Origin of the sequence: Sphingomonas aurantiaca (assembly GCF_003050705.1) — a bacterium.
Classification (GTDB): domain Bacteria; phylum Pseudomonadota; class Alphaproteobacteria; order Sphingomonadales; family Sphingomonadaceae; genus Sphingomonas; species Sphingomonas aurantiaca.
The window spans coordinates 664,487-678,005 of sequence record NZ_QAOG01000001.1 but is presented as its reverse complement, the minus strand read 5'-3'; the positions used below and the strand labels follow the sequence as shown (position 1 = coordinate 678,005).

The 13,519-nt window shown below is 68.2% G+C and carries 13 protein-coding genes; 8 read left to right on the top strand and 5 right to left on the bottom strand.

Annotated elements, in window-relative coordinates; all coding sequences use genetic code 11:
- Positions 1-237 precede the first annotated feature (237 nt).
- Complete coding sequence (locus C8J26_RS03195) at positions 238-2,745, top strand: circularly permuted type 2 ATP-grasp protein (RefSeq protein ID WP_107956680.1); 2,508 nt, start codon at positions 238-240, stop codon at positions 2,743-2,745.
- Between the two features lie 175 nt (positions 2,746-2,920).
- Positions 2,921-3,811 (top strand): transglutaminase family protein, encoded by an 891-nt coding sequence (locus tag C8J26_RS03190; RefSeq protein ID WP_107956679.1) that lies wholly within the window; start codon positions 2,921-2,923, stop codon positions 3,809-3,811.
- A gap of 130 nt (positions 3,812-3,941) precedes the next feature.
- On the opposite strand, the gene C8J26_RS20370 is transcribed toward C8J26_RS03190, so the two are convergent.
- The gene (locus C8J26_RS20370) at positions 3,942-4,088 is read right to left on the bottom strand and encodes a hypothetical protein (protein WP_167398763.1); all 147 of its coding nucleotides are present in this window, start codon (positions 4,086-4,088) and stop codon (positions 3,942-3,944) included.
- A 91-nt stretch (positions 4,089-4,179) separates the two neighbouring features.
- On the opposite strand from C8J26_RS20370, the gene C8J26_RS03185 reads away from it, so the two are divergent.
- From C8J26_RS03185 to C8J26_RS03160, 6 genes are all read left to right on the top strand, one after another.
- Positions 4,180-5,115, top strand: coding sequence for a DnaJ C-terminal domain-containing protein (locus C8J26_RS03185; protein ID WP_082445049.1), 936 nt, complete (start codon positions 4,180-4,182; stop codon positions 5,113-5,115).
- 82 nt (positions 5,116-5,197) lie between these two features.
- Positions 5,198-6,088: a YihY/virulence factor BrkB family protein gene (locus tag C8J26_RS03180; protein ID WP_234422879.1), complete on the top strand. Its 891-nt coding sequence runs from the start codon at positions 5,198-5,200 to the stop codon at positions 6,086-6,088.
- Entirely contained in the window at positions 6,085-6,888 is an 804-nt protein-coding gene (gene fabI, locus C8J26_RS03175; RefSeq protein ID WP_107956678.1) for an enoyl-ACP reductase FabI, read from the top strand. The genes C8J26_RS03180 and fabI overlap by 4 nt, the downstream gene beginning before the upstream one ends.
- A 61-nt stretch (positions 6,889-6,949) precedes the next feature.
- Positions 6,950-7,363 (top strand): endonuclease domain-containing protein, encoded by a 414-nt coding sequence (locus tag C8J26_RS03170; protein ID WP_107956677.1) that lies wholly within the window; start codon positions 6,950-6,952, stop codon positions 7,361-7,363.
- The gene (gene aroC / locus C8J26_RS03165) at positions 7,360-8,427 is read left to right on the top strand and encodes a chorismate synthase (protein WP_107956676.1); all 1,068 of its coding nucleotides are present in this window, start codon (positions 7,360-7,362) and stop codon (positions 8,425-8,427) included. Before C8J26_RS03170 ends, aroC begins: the two co-directional genes overlap by 4 nt.
- 57 nt (positions 8,428-8,484) lie before the next feature.
- Positions 8,485-8,940 carry a hypothetical protein gene (locus C8J26_RS03160; protein ID WP_082445051.1) on the top strand — a complete coding sequence of 152 codons (456 nt, stop codon included), beginning with the start codon at positions 8,485-8,487 and terminating at the stop codon, positions 8,938-8,940.
- A gap of 58 nt (positions 8,941-8,998) precedes the next feature.
- Here the strand turns inward: C8J26_RS03160 and C8J26_RS03155 are convergent, their stop codons facing one another.
- From C8J26_RS03155 to serA, 4 genes are all read right to left on the bottom strand, one after another.
- A complete protein-coding gene (locus C8J26_RS03155; protein ID WP_107956675.1) occupies positions 8,999-10,288 on the bottom strand; it encodes an adenylosuccinate synthase in 1,290 nt (429 codons plus the stop codon).
- A gap of 30 nt (positions 10,289-10,318) precedes the next feature.
- A complete protein-coding gene (locus C8J26_RS03150; RefSeq protein WP_107956674.1) occupies positions 10,319-11,419 on the bottom strand; it encodes an ATP phosphoribosyltransferase regulatory subunit in 1,101 nt (366 codons plus the stop codon).
- The gene (locus C8J26_RS03145; protein ID WP_425275389.1) at positions 11,416-11,778 is read right to left on the bottom strand and encodes an endonuclease domain-containing protein; all 363 of its coding nucleotides are present in this window, start codon (positions 11,776-11,778) and stop codon (positions 11,416-11,418) included. The genes C8J26_RS03150 and C8J26_RS03145 overlap by 4 nt, the downstream gene beginning before the upstream one ends.
- 111 nt (positions 11,779-11,889) lie before the next feature.
- Complete coding sequence (gene serA, locus C8J26_RS03140) at positions 11,890-13,467, bottom strand: phosphoglycerate dehydrogenase (RefSeq protein ID WP_107956672.1); 1,578 nt, start codon at positions 13,465-13,467, stop codon at positions 11,890-11,892.
- Between the last annotated feature and the right edge of the window lie 52 nt (positions 13,468-13,519).

The window sequence follows — 13,519 nt, the reverse complement described above, 5'->3', positions numbered from 1 at the left end:
AGGCCGGGGTCCAACTGGAAAGGCGGTCGTAACGGAGCGCCATCCTTCATTAGCATCGCTGCCCCATTTGGGCCCCGGCCTTCGCCGGGGTGGTGGCCTTGTTTGGGAGCGGTACTTCGCCACGCTATACTGTTTCAAGGGGACAGGGTGGCGGTGCCCACATGACATTTTATGTTGCGCCGCCGCGTCGAAAGGTGAAACACCGCCCGCTGTATTCAGGGGCTTGAGGCATTGGACATGGCGACGCACTCCGCGCCCCCGCTAGCTACGGCGCCGGCGACCGCGTTCGACGCGGCGGTCCACGCCGACCGCTGGATCGCCGACTATTGCGCGCGTAGCACCAGCGCCGACGTGCTGTGCCCGGCCGCCGATGGCAGCGTCGATCCGGCGTGGCCGGCGATGTTCGCCGAGCTGGCGATGGTCGCCTCGGACGATCTCGGCCATATCCGCGAACGCGTCCAGCGGCACGCGGTCGACATCGGCACGGGCTTTCGCATCGCCGACGAACCCGATGAGCGGCCCTGGCCCGTCTCTCCCGTCCCGCTGCTGATCGAGGCCGGCGAATGGGCGGGTATCGAGCGCGGCGTAATCCAGCGCGCGACGTTGATGGAGACGGTGATCGCCGATCTGTACGGCGAGGGAAAGCTTGTCGCGGACGGCCATATTCCCGCCGCGCTCGTCACCGGCAGCCCGTTCTTCCTGCGGCCGATGGTCGGGCTCGATCCGCCCGGTGGCCGCCATCTCGATTTCATCGCGATCGATCTGGGCCGTGGCCCCACGGGCGAATGGCGCGTGCTCGCCGATCACCTCCGCGCGCCCGCAGGTGCCGGCTATGCGCTGGAGAACCGGATCGCGGTCGGCCGCACGCTCGGCGGGTTGCAGGATCGGCTCAACGTCCAGCGGCACGCGCCGTTCTTCGCCGCGTTCCGCGCCGGGATCGCAGCGATGTGCAAGCGGACCGACCCGCGGATCGGGCTGCTGACGCCCGGCCGGTTCAACCCGAGCTATCCCGAACAGGCGCATCTCGCGCGCTATCTGGGGCTGTTGCTGGTCGAGGGCGCCGATCTCGCCGCGCTCGAGGACAAGGTCTATGTCCGCACGATCGGCGGGCTCAAGCGGATCGATGCACTGTGGCGGCGTCTCGATCCGCGGCTGCTCGATCCGCTGGCGTTCGACACGCATTCGCAGATCGGCGTGCCCGGCCTGATCGACGCCTATGCCGCGGGCAATGTCGTGCTGTCGAACGCGCCTGGCTCCGCGGTGCTGGAAGCGCCCGCCTTCTCCGCCTTCCTGCCCAATCTCGCGAAGTCGCTGCTCGGCGAAGATTTGTTGCTGCCCAACATCGCGACATGGTGGTGCGGGCAGACCGCGGCGAAGGAGAGCGTGGAGGCCAATTTCGACCGCCTGCTGATCGGTCCGGCCTTCCATGCGCGCCCGCTCGGCATGACCGGCGGGCCGACCGCGGGCGCCGACATCACCGGCGCCGCGCGCACGGCGCTTCTGGCCGACATGGCGAACCGGCCGCAGGATTATGTCGGGCAGGAACTCGTCCGGCTCTCGACGATGCCCGTCGTCGTCGGTGACGAACTCGTGCCCCGCCCCTTCACGCTGCGCGTGTTCGCGGCACGCGGTGGCGACGGCGAATGGACCGTGCTGCCCGGCGGCTTCGCGCGGATCGGCGAGCATCCGGACGCGCGCGCCGCGGTGATGGGCGAAGGCATCTGGTCCGCCGACGTCTGCGTCTATGGCGCGGAGCCGGTCGCGCCGGTGTCGCTGCTGACCGCCGCGGATTCGCTCCAGGTGCGGCGCAATCCGGGGACGTTGCCGAGCCGGGTGGCGGACAATTTCTACTGGCTCGGCCGCTATCTGGAGCGCGGCGAGGCGTTGCTCGGTGCGATCCGGGTGATGCTGGGCAATTCGATCGACGTCGATGGCGGCGCGGGGCTGTCGCCGACCACGGTGGGCAAGCTCGTCGGGCTGATCGTCGGCGCAGGCAGCGCGCCGCATCCGCCGAGCTTGCGCCGCGCCGACCTGACCGCGCTCGCGCGGACCGCGATGGAGGACGAGGCGTGGCAGTCGATCCTGACGCTCAACCGCCACGCGCGCGAGATCGGCGAGGGCTCGCGCGACCGGTTGTCGGCGGACATGGTGCGGCTGCTCGAGGCGCCCTTCCCCACGCATCGCGGGATGCTCGAGCGCGCAGGGTCGCTGCAACGCCGCTACGCCGCGATCGCGGGGCTGTCGGCCGAGCATATGGGGCGGACCGCGGCGTGGCGGTTCCACGATCTCGGGAGGCGCGTCGAGCGGGCGATGGCGATGGCGCGCGCGATCCGGTTGTTCGGGATGCCGGGGGCCTCGCCCGACGACCTGTCGGTGCTGCTCGACCTTGCCGACAGCCAGATCAGCTATCGCCAGCGCTATCCGACCGGGATCGCGCGCGTGCCGGTGATCGATCTGGTCGCGCTCGATCCGGGCAATCCGCGGTCGCTGGCCTTCTCGGCGGAGCGGATCGCCGCGCGGCTGGCGGAACTGCCGGTGCTGAGCGACGACGAGATGGCGGAACCGCAACAGGCGCAGGCGACCGGGTTGCAGGCGATCGTGATGACCGCGACCGCGGCGGCGCTGGATGCCGAGACGCTGGGCGATATCGAGCGGCGGCTGGGCGCGGTGTCGGACGCGCTCGCGCGACGCTATTTCCTGCAGGGCGCCGAGCCGTTGCGGACCAGTGGGCTGACGTTGGCGTGAGGGGGGACGTGAGCGGCGGCGTACTACTCCCTCTCCCCTCCGGGGAGAGGGTCGGGGTGAGGGGCAGCCAAGCCATGCTCCGCCCGGAACAGCCCCTCACCACAGCCCTCTCCCCGCAGGGGAGAGGGAGCAAGAAGGAGGCAGCCCTCTCACCGATGGGCAGCGGGTTGCGGTCATGATCTACGATATCCGCCACGTCACGACGTTCGATTATGGCGCGAGCGTCAAGTTCGCGCGGTGCAATCTGCGCCTGAAACCGATCGACTGGCCGGGGCAGCACCTCGATTCCTATGCGCTGTCGGTCCACCCCGCCGGCCGGACCAGTACCGCGCGCGCCGAGGCGGGGCTCGCCAACGTCACGCGGCTGGTGGTCGACAGCCCGGTCCGGCACCTGACGATCGAGAGCCGGTCGCGGATGACGGTCGACCGGCTCGTGCCCATCCCCGACGCGAGCGACCCGACGCTCGGCGAAATCGCGGCGATGGCGCGGGCCAGCACCGATCTGTCCGCGGCGAGCCCGGCGAACTACATCTACCCCTCGCCGCTGATCCCGCTCGACCAGGCGATCGCGGACTATTGCGCGATCGATCTCGATCCGTCGCGCGGCGCGCTGGAGGCGGGGATCGCGCTCGCGCGGCGGATCCAGCAGGAGTTCGAGTTCGATGCGGATGCGACGCTGGTCGACACGCCGCCGCACGAGGCGTTCCTGCAACGCAAGGGCGTGTGCCAGGATTTCGCACAGATCATGATCACGGGCCTGCGCGCGGCGGGGCTGCCTGCGGCCTATGCGTCGGGCTATATCCGGACGATCCCGCCCGAAGGCCAGCCGCGCCTCGTCGGGGCGGATGCGACGCACGCCTGGGTGCTGCTGTGGTGCGGGCCGGTGCGTGGCTGGGTCGGGGTCGATCCGACCAACGGGATCTGGATGGCGAGCGACCATATCGTTATGGCGATCGGGCGCGACTATGCGGAGATCGCGCCGGTCGACGGGGTGGTGCTCGGGTCGGGCGCGCAGAACATGGACGTCAGCGTCGATGTCGCTCCGCTGGACGAGGCGCTGACCTAGGTCACCGGGTAACCCGCACTACCCTCGTCATCCCCGCGGAGGCGGGGCCCCATATGCTCAAGCGGCTGCGATACGCTCGCAGGCTTGCCAATATGGATCCCCGCCTGCGCGGGAATGACGAAAAAGAGTGTTACTTGTTTTCGTGCGGGTTCGGATAGGCGCCGCCGCCGCTCTCGCCGCCCTGCTCCTTGGCCGGCGCGTCGTTGACGCCGTCCTTCTCCTTGGCGCCGTCGTCGTTCTTCGGCACGCCCTGCATCGGTTGCTTGTCGGTCATCATCGTTCCTCTCCAAGCATCAAACACCCCGCGCGCAATTGCGTTGCGGACGCCATCGCCCCACATAGATGCGCAAGTTAGAATGGGGACGTAAGTGGCCGATCCGTACAAGACTCTGGGTGTAGCGCGCGACGCGACCGAAGCCGACATCAAGAAGGCGTATCGCAAGCTCGCCAAGGAGCTTCATCCCGATCGCAACAAGGACAATCCGAAGGCGTCGGAAAAGTTCAGCCAGGTGACCAACGCGTACGACCTGCTGAACGACAAGGACAAGCGCGCGCGGTTCGACCGTGGCGAGATCGACGGCGACGGCAACCCGGCGTCGCCGTTCGGGTTTGGCGGCGGTGGCGGCGGGCGCCCGCAGCCCGGCGGCTTTCGCAGCGAAGGCTATGAGGGTGGTGCCGGTGGCCCCGACATGAGCGATATCTTCGAAGGGCTGTTCGGGGGCGGACAGCGGGGCGGCCCCGGCGGCTTTTCGAGCGGGTTCGGCCGCCGCGCGCAACCCAAGGGCGAGAATGTCGCCTATCGCCTGCAAGTGCCGTTCGTCGAGGCGGCGGCGCTGGAGCCGCAGCGCGTGACGCTGTCGGACGGCAAGACGCTCGACCTGAAACTCCCCGCCGGCGTCGAGACGGGCACGCAGATGAAGCTTGCCGGCAAGGGCGAGCAGGGTCCCGGCGGCGCGGGCGATGCGATCCTGACGATCGAGGTCCAGCCGCACAAATTCTTCACGCGCGACGGCGACGACGTCCGGCTGGAGCTGCCGATCACGCTGGCCGAGGCGGTCCTGGGCGGTTCGGTCAAGGCGCCGACGGTCGACAAGCCGGTGATGCTGACGATCCCCAAGGGCACGACGTCGGGCAAGACGCTCCGCCTCAAGGGCAAGGGATTCCACAAGAAAGGCGGCACGCGGGGCGACCAGCTGGTGACGCTGATGATCGACATTCCGGCGAGCGATGCGGCGCTCACCGCGTTCGTCGAAGGCTGGACCGGGCGCGAGGCGGGGAACCCGCGGGGGTCCATGGGCGTCTGAACGCGTTGTGAACGACAGTCCCCTTACGCCCGAAGCGCGCGCGCACCAGCATGGTGGCGCGCGCACCCGTCTCAATCGCGGCATGGCGAAGGTCAAGCCGGGCAGCCGTGCGTTCGAGGTGTTCAAGCGCGCGGCGATCGGCGTGTTCAACGACGGGTTCATCCATGCGGGGAACCTTGCCTATCTCGCACTGATGACGGTGTTTCCGTTCTTCATCGTCGCCGCAGCCATCCTGTCGCTATTCGGGCAGAGCGTCGAGACCGTGCGCGCGGTCGAATCGTTCCTGAACGTGTTGCCGCCCAATGTCGGCGACCTGCTGCGCAAGCCGATCGCCGACGTGCTCGCCGCACGAACGGGTTCGCTGCTGTGGCTGGGCGCGCTCGTCGGGCTGTGGACGGTCGGCAGCTTCGTCGAGACGATCCGCGACATCTTCCACCGCGCCTACGGGATCAAGGCGACCGCGCCGTTCTGGAAATCGCGGCTCGGCTCGTCCGCCGTCATCATCCTGTCGGTGGTGATCGCGCTGCTGTCGTTCCTGGTGCAGGGCATCCTGACTGCGGCCGAGCAGTTCATCTACCGGCTGGTCCCGTTCGCGCAGGACGCCGCGGGCTGGGTCGGGCTGTCGCGGCTGATCCCGGGCCTGCTGATGTTCGGCGCGCTCTACCTGCTTTTCTACTCGGTGACGCCGTCACGCTATCGCTATTCGAAGTGCCGCAAATGGCCGGGTGCGCTGTTCACCACCGCCTGGTGGGTCAGCGCAACCGCGCTGCTGCCGGTGATCCTGTCGCGGCTCGGCGGGTACGACTTAACCTATGGTAGTCTCGCCGGCGTCGTCATCATGCTGTTATTTTTCTATGTCATCGGGCTCGGCCTGGTATTCGGCGCGCATTTGAACGCAGCACTGGCGGAACCCCTTGAAACCACGCTAGAGCAACCCGCTACGGATATGCAGGTACAGGCGGGAACGGCGTGAACGGTTTGATGGCGGGCAAGCGTGGGTTGATCATGGGTCTGGCGAACGACAAGTCGCTGGCCTGGGGGATCGCCAAGAAGCTGTCCGAGGCGGGCGCTGAGCTTGCGTTCAGCTATCAGGGCGAGACGATGGAGAAGCGCGTTCGCCCGCTCGCCGAGCAGCTTGGCGTCGCGCGGCTATTCGATTGCGACGTGTCGGACATGGCCGCGCTCGACGCGACGTTCGACAAGCTGGCGGAAGAGTGGCCGACGATCGACTTCGTCGTCCACGCGATCGGCTTTTCGGACAAGAACGAGCTGCGCGGGCGGTTCGTCGATACCAGCCTCGATAACTTCCTGATGACGATGAACATCTCGGTGTACTCGTTTGTCGCGGTCGCGCAGCGCGCCGCCAAGATGATGACCGAGGGCGGCGCGATGCTGACGCTCAGCTATTACGGCGCCGAGAAGGTCATTCCGCATTACAACGTAATGGGCGTGGCGAAGGCCGCGCTCGAGACGAGCGTGCAGTATCTCGCGGTCGATCTTGGCCGCGACAACATACGCGTCAACGCGATCTCGGCGGGTCCGATCAAAACGCTGGCCGCCAGCGGCATCGGCGACTTCCGCCTGATCCTGAAGTGGAACGAGCTGAACTCGCCGCTTAAGCGCAACGTGACGATCGACGACGTCGGCGGCGCGGGGCTGTACCTGCTCAGCGACCTGGCTTCGGGTGTGACGGGCGAGACCCACCATGTCGACGCCGGCTACAACGTGATCGGCATGAAGGCCGAAGACGCCCCCGACATCGCACTGGCATAACCCCTCTCCCCCTCCGGGGAGAGGGAGGGGCCCATGCGCAGCATGGGAGGGTGAGGGCAAGGTGAGGCAACACGACGGCACCGAAGCACTGGACCGAGCACGTCAGTTGCGCCGCGAAGCGACGGAGGCGGAAATCCGGCTATGGCAGAACCTCCGCAGCCGCCGCCTCGCCGACTTCAAGTTCCGCCGTCAGGTCTGGATCGGCCCGTTCATCGCCGATTTCCTCTGCATGGACGCCATGCTCGTCGTCGAGGTAGACGGCAGCCAGCATATCGGTGACGTGGCCTATGACGCCGACAGAACCGCCTACCTCGCGAACAAGGGATATCGTGTGATCCGTGTCTGGAACAACGACGTGATGCAGCGGATGGACGGGGTGCTTGCCGCGATCCTGTCTGCACTTAGCAGCGTGCCCTCACCCTCCCATGCTTCGCATGGGCCCCTCCCTCTCCCCGTCGAGGAGAGGGCGAAGTGAGCGTCAATACTTTCGGGCGGATGTTCCGCTTCACCACCTGGGGCGAGTCGCACGGCCCGGCGCTCGGCGCGGTGGTCGACGGGTGCCCGCCGGGGATTGCGCTGACCGAGGCCGATATCCAGCCCTGGCTCGACAAGCGCCGCCCCGGCACCTCGCGCTTCACCACGCAGCGGCGCGAGCCGGATACCGTCCGCATCCTCTCGGGCGTGTTCGACGGCCGCACCACGGGCACGCCGATCAGCCTGATGATCGAGAATGTCGACCAGCGGTCGAAAGACTATTCGGACGTCGCCAAGGCCTATCGCCCCGGTCACGCCGACTACGCCTATGACGCCAAATACGGCTTTCGCGATTATCGCGGCGGCGGCCGCTCGTCGGCGCGCGAGACCGCGGCGCGCGTCGCCGCCGGTGCGGTCGCGCGGCTCGTCGTGCCGCAGGTCCGCGTCCGCGCCTGGGTCGAGACCATCGGCGGGGATGCGATCGACCCTGCCAACTTCGACGACGCACAGATCGACCAGAACCCGTTCTTCTGCCCCGATGCCGAGGCTGCATTGCGCTGGGAGGCTTTGGTCGACGCCGCGCGGAAATCGGGGTCGTCACTCGGCGCGGTGATCGCGTGCGAGGCGACCGGCGTGCCAGCGGGTTGGGGCGCTCCGCTTTATGCCAAGCTCGATTCCGAACTCGCCTCGGCGTGCATGAGCATCAACGCGGTCAAGGGGATCGAGATCGGCGACGGGTTCGCCGCCGCCGCGCTCTCGGGCGAAGCCAATGCGGATCCGATGCGCCCGGGCGCGGATGGCCCCGAATTCCTCGCCAACCATGCCGGCGGGATCGCGGGCGGGATCGCCACCGGCCAGCCGATCCGTCTGCGAGTCGCGTTCAAGCCGACCAGCTCGATCCTCACCCCCGTCGAGACGATCAGCCCGACCGGCGAGGCGGCGACGATCGCCACCAAGGGGCGCCATGATCCGTGCGTCGGTATCCGCGGAGTCCCCGTCGTCGAAGCGATGGTCGCGCTAGTGCTGGCGGACCAGGCACTGCTCCATCGCGGGCAGTGTGGCTGACCAGGGAACATACACGACGCTGAAGCGCTTGCTCTTCAATAACTTAGGAGAGTGACAATGCGCATTTTGACTTCGATCGCCGCAGCAGCCCTGATCATTCCGGGCGTGGCGATGGCCCAGACGAGCACTGGCGGCGCGATGGGCGGCACGATGGGTGGCGGCACGATGGGCGGTACCGCGTCGGGCAGCATGAACGGCGGCATGTCGGGCAGCACCATGGGCCAGACCAAGTCCACGACCACCGGCTCAACCGCAACGACGCGCACCCAGCGTGGCACGAAGGCACGTAGCCGCACGCGTGGCACGACGTCCGGCACCGCCTCGGGCACGATGGGCACCGGCACGACCGGCAGCACGATGTCGGGTACGACCGGCAGCACGATGGGTGCCGACACGATGGGCGGCACGACCGGCACGATGGGCGGCACGATGGGCGGCACCACGGGCACGATGGGCGGTACGACTGGCGGCGCCATGGGCTCGACCACCGGGACCACCGGCACGCCGCGCTGATCACAGCCACGGCTGACGAATAAGAGGCCGGGCGATCGATCGCCCGGCCTTTTTCATGTCAGTCCGAGAACGGGTCGCGGACGAGGATCGTGTCGGCACGCTGCGGGCTGGTCGACACCAGCGTCACCGGGCAGCGGATCAGCTCCTCGATGCGGCGGATATACTTGATCGCCTGCGCAGGCAGGTCGGCCCAGCTGCGCGCACCGGCCGTGGTCTCCTGCCAGCCTTCCATTGTCTCGTAGATCGGCTCCACAAGCGCCTGGTCGGCTGCATGCGCCGGGAAATAATCGAGCGTCTCGCCACGCAGCTTATAGCCGGTGCAGATCGACACAGTGTCGAACCCGTCAAGCACGTCGATCTTGGTCAGCGCGATGCCGGTGATGCCACCGACCGCCGCTGCCTGGCGCACCAGCACCGCGTCGAACCAGCCGCAGCGGCGCTTGCGCCCGGTAACGGTGCCGAACTCGTGGCCACGCACGCCGAGGCGCTCGCCAGTCTCGTTCTCGAGCTCCGTCGGGAACGGCCCCGAGCCGACACGCGTGGTATAGGCCTTGGCGATGCCGAGCACGAAGCCGACCGCTGCTGGTCCAAGGCCCGACCCGCCAGCAGCGGCACCCGAGATCGTGTTCGACGAGGTTACGAACGGATAGGTGCCGTGATCGACGTCGAGCAGCACGCCCTGCGCGCCCTCGAACAGGATCCGCTTGCCCGCCGCGCGCGCGGCGTTGAGGTCACGCCACACGGGCTTGGCGAACGGCAGCACGAAGCCGGCGATCTCGCGCAGCTCGGCGATCAGCCGCACGCGATCGATCGGCGGCTCGCCGAAGCCTGCGCGGAGGGCGTCGTGATGCGCGGTCAGGCGATCGAGCTGCGGGCCCAGGTCGTCGAGATGCGCCAGATCGCACACGCGGATCGCGCGGCGGCCGACCTTGTCCTCATAGGCCGGGCCGATGCCGCGCCGCGTCGTGCCGATCTTGCCCGCGCCGCTTGCATCCTCGCGCAAACCGTCGAGGTCGCGGTGGAACGGCAGGATCAGCGCGCAGGTATCCGCGATGCGCAGCGTCTCGGGCGTCGCGACGACGCCCTGCGCGCCGAGCCGGGCGATCTCGTCCTTGAGCGCCCAGGGATCGAGCACCACGCCGTTGCCGATGAACGACGGCGTGCCGCGCACGATGCCCGAGGGCAGCAGCGACAGCTTGTACACGTTCTCGCCGACGACCAAAGTGTGGCCGGCATTGTGGCCGCCCTGGAACCGTACGACCATGTCGGCCCGCTCGGCGAGCCAGTCGACGATCTTGCCCTTGCCTTCGTCGCCCCATTGCGCGCCGATGACTGCTACGTTGGCCAAACTCTATCTCCTGAGGATTACCCGCAGCGCCTACAGCGCGCGGGGGCCGCCCGCTACCCAAAGATGCGTGCAGACCTGTGCTTCGGGGGTATCGCCCGCCTCGAGCGCGGCGACGGTAACCCAGCCCTGCGCGCGCATCGCCGCGCCTTCGCTGGCCGGCGTGCCGAACGGCAGGAACAGGCGGCGGCGATCGACGCTCGCGGTGCGCCCGACCAGCGCATCGGCGAACAGCGAGAAACCGGTCGCGGCCTCCTCCGCGCCCGTCTCATGGACGATCGTGTAGGTGCCGCCGCGGCCGACCTCGCGCGCGCTGCCATCGGCGAACAGCGAGAAGCCGAGCCAGCTCTGATATTCGAACCCGTGCCGCTCGGTCGGATCGAGCGTCAGCGCGACGCGACCGTCGATCGCGTCGGCGATGCGTGCGAGCGCGTCGAGCCGCGTGGCGAGCGCGCCGCTCGTGTCGAACGCGCGCAACCGCTCCATCGCCTGCGCGAACGGCCCGGCCGCCTCGATCAACGGGAGGTAGGCGGGCGCCAGCGCGGCGACCGCGCCGGCATCCTTCGCATCGAGGCGGTCGCGCAGCGTCGCGACGTGCTCGGGCGCGACGGGGAGCGGGCCGGCGGCGAGCGTCGGCACGAGGTCGGGGAGCGTGAAGTCGATCGAGGCGCCGGTGACATCGGCGGCGGTGATCATGTCGACCGCGACCGCGACGAGCTCCTGCGCGGCGGCAACCGAGTCGAGCCCGATCAGCTCGCAGCCGATCTGCCGCGTCTCACGCGCGGGCGCGAGCTGCGATGCGCGCAGTTTGAGAACCGATCCGGCATAGCTGAGCCGCACCGGCCGGGGGTGATGCCCCATCCGCGTCGCGGCGATCCGCGCGACCTGCGCGGTGATATCGGGGCGGATCGCGAGCGTACGCTGCGACACCGGATCGACGAATCGCACCGCGTCATGCAGCCCGCCGGCCTTCAACCGCATCTCGAGCCCATCGGCGAATTCGGCGAGCGGCGGATCGACGCGTTCGTAGCCGTACAGCCGCGCGGCTTCCAGCACGCGGGCTTCCAATGCCGCCGCCGAATCGGCGAAGGGCGGCAGGCGGTCTCGGAAACCTTCGGGGAGAAGTGCGGTCATCGTATCAGGTCCACGCGTGTCACAAGTGCATCGCCGAGCACCTGCAAGACGCCTTCGAGATTTGTCATCACATCGGTATTGGCGAAACGGATCACCCGATATCCCTGCTCTTCCAGCCACGCCGTCCTGCGGGCGTCGCGTGCTTGATCGGTGTGCGTATCGCCGTCAAGCTCGACGACCAGCATGTGCGAACGCGCGACGAAGTCGGCGATAAACGGTCCAATCACGACTTGGCGCGCGAACTTCACGTTCTGGAAGCGTTTGGCGCGAACCTGATACCAGAACCGCATTTCCGGTCCGGTCTGCACTGACCGCATCGCCTTTGCTCGGCCCAGCATGATGTCGTCAGTCTTCGGCACTGCTCCCTCTCCCCTTTGGGGAGAGGGCCGGGGAGAGGGGCCGCCCCAAAAGCCATCTCGCGGTACTGCCCCTCTCCCCTACCCTCTCCCCGAAGGGGAGAGGGAGTCTTATCAGAAGTTCAGGCCCATTGCGGTCTTCACGCCCGGGAGCGCGCGGACCTTGGTCAGCAGGTCCGGCGTCACCGCCTCGTCGACCGACAGCAGCAGCACCGCCTCGCCGCCCGCCGAGCGGCGGCCGAGGTGGAAGGTGCCGATGTTGACACCCGCCTCGCCCAGCGCAGTGCCGAGGCGGCCGATGAAGCCCGGCGCGTCGACGTTGACGACATAGAGCATCGGTCCCGCCAGATCGGCCTCGATCTTCACCCCGAACAGCTCGACCAGGCGCGGGGCCTGGTCGCCGAACAGCGTGCCCGCGACCGACCGCTCGCCATCCTCGGTGCGGACCGCGACGCGCAGCAGCGTGTGGTAATCGCCCTCGCGCTCGGTACGGACCTCGCGGACCTCGACGCCGCGGTCGCGCGCGATCAATGGCGCGTTGACCATGTTGACGGTCGCGGTCTGCGTCTTGAGGAACCCGGCGAGCACCGCGCTGGTGATCGGCTTGGGGTTGAGCTCGGCGGCGGCACCCTCGCTATGCACCGAGATCCGGTCGATCGAGCCGTGCGCGAGCTGCCCGACCATCGAGCCGAGCTTTTCGGCGAGTGCCATATAGGGCTTCAACCGCGGCGCTTCCTCGGCCGACAGCGACGGCATGTTGAGCGCGTTGGTGACGCCGCCCGACATCAGGAAATCGGCCATCTGCTCGGCGACCTGGATCGCGACATTGACCTGCGCCTCGCTGGTCGACGCGCCGAGATGCGGCGTGCTGACGAAGTTGGGCGTGCCGAACAGCGGCGAAGCCTTAGCGGGCTCGTCGACGAACACGTCGAGCGCGGCGCCGCCGACCTGGCCCGAATCGAGCGCCGCCTTGAGCGCGACCTCGTCGATCAGCCCGCCGCGTGCGCAGTTGATGATCCGCACGCCCTTCTTGGTCTTGGCGAGCGCCTCGGCCGAGAGGATGTTGCGCGTCTGGTCGGTCAGCGGCGTGTGCAGCGTGATGAAGTCGGCGCGCGCGAGCAGCTCGTCGAGCGTGACCTTCTCGACACCCATCTCGATCGCGCGCTCGGGCGTCAGGAACGGATCGAACGCGACGACCTTCATCTTGAGCCCGCGCGCGCGGTCGGCGACGATCGAACCGATATTGCCCGCGCCGATCAGGCCGAGCGTCTTCGACGTCAGCTCGACACCCATGAAGCGGTTCTTTTCCCACTTGCCGGCCTGCGTCGAGGCGTCGGCCTCGGGCAGCTGGCGCGCGAGCGCGAACATCAGCGCGATCGCGTGCTCGGCGGTGGTGATCGAGTTGCCGAACGGCGTGTTCATCACGACCACGCCCTTCGCGGAGGCGGCGGGGATGTCGACGTTGTCGACGCCGATGCCGGCGCGGCCGACGACCTTCAGGTTGGTTGCGTGCTCGAGGATTTCCTTGGTGACCTTGGTCGAGCTGCGGATCGCGAGACCGTCATACGCGCCGATCATCGCCATCAGTTCTTGCGGCGTCTTGCCGGTGATCTCGTCGACCTCGACACCGCGCTCGCGGAAGATCTGCGCGGCGCGGGGATCCATTTTGTCGGAAATGAGGACTTTTGGCATGGGATTTCCTTCTTCTCCCTCTCCCCTCCGGGGAGAGGGTCGGGGTGAGGGG

What these genes read in the sequence shown, in the direction of transcription:
- C8J26_RS03190 (WP_107956679.1), top strand. Translation starts at nt 2,921, where the DNA reads ATGATCTACGATATCCGCCACGTCACGACGTTCGATTATGGCGCGAGC.
- C8J26_RS03195 (WP_107956680.1), top strand. Translation starts at nt 238, where the DNA reads ATGGCGACGCACTCCGCGCCCCCGCTAGCTACGGCGCCGGCGACCGCG.
- C8J26_RS20370 (WP_167398763.1), bottom strand. Translation starts at nt 4,088, where the DNA reads ATGATGACCGACAAGCAACCGATGCAGGGCGTGCCGAAGAACGACGAC.
- C8J26_RS03160 (WP_082445051.1), top strand. Translation starts at nt 8,485, where the DNA reads ATGCGCATTTTGACTTCGATCGCCGCAGCAGCCCTGATCATTCCGGGC.
- serA (WP_107956672.1), bottom strand. Translation starts at nt 13,467, where the DNA reads ATGCCAAAAGTCCTCATTTCCGACAAAATGGATCCCCGCGCCGCGCAG.
- C8J26_RS03150 (WP_107956674.1), bottom strand. Translation starts at nt 11,419, where the DNA reads ATGACCGCACTTCTCCCCGAAGGTTTCCGAGACCGCCTGCCGCCCTTC.
- C8J26_RS03180 (WP_234422879.1), top strand. Translation starts at nt 5,198, where the DNA reads ATGGCGAAGGTCAAGCCGGGCAGCCGTGCGTTCGAGGTGTTCAAGCGC.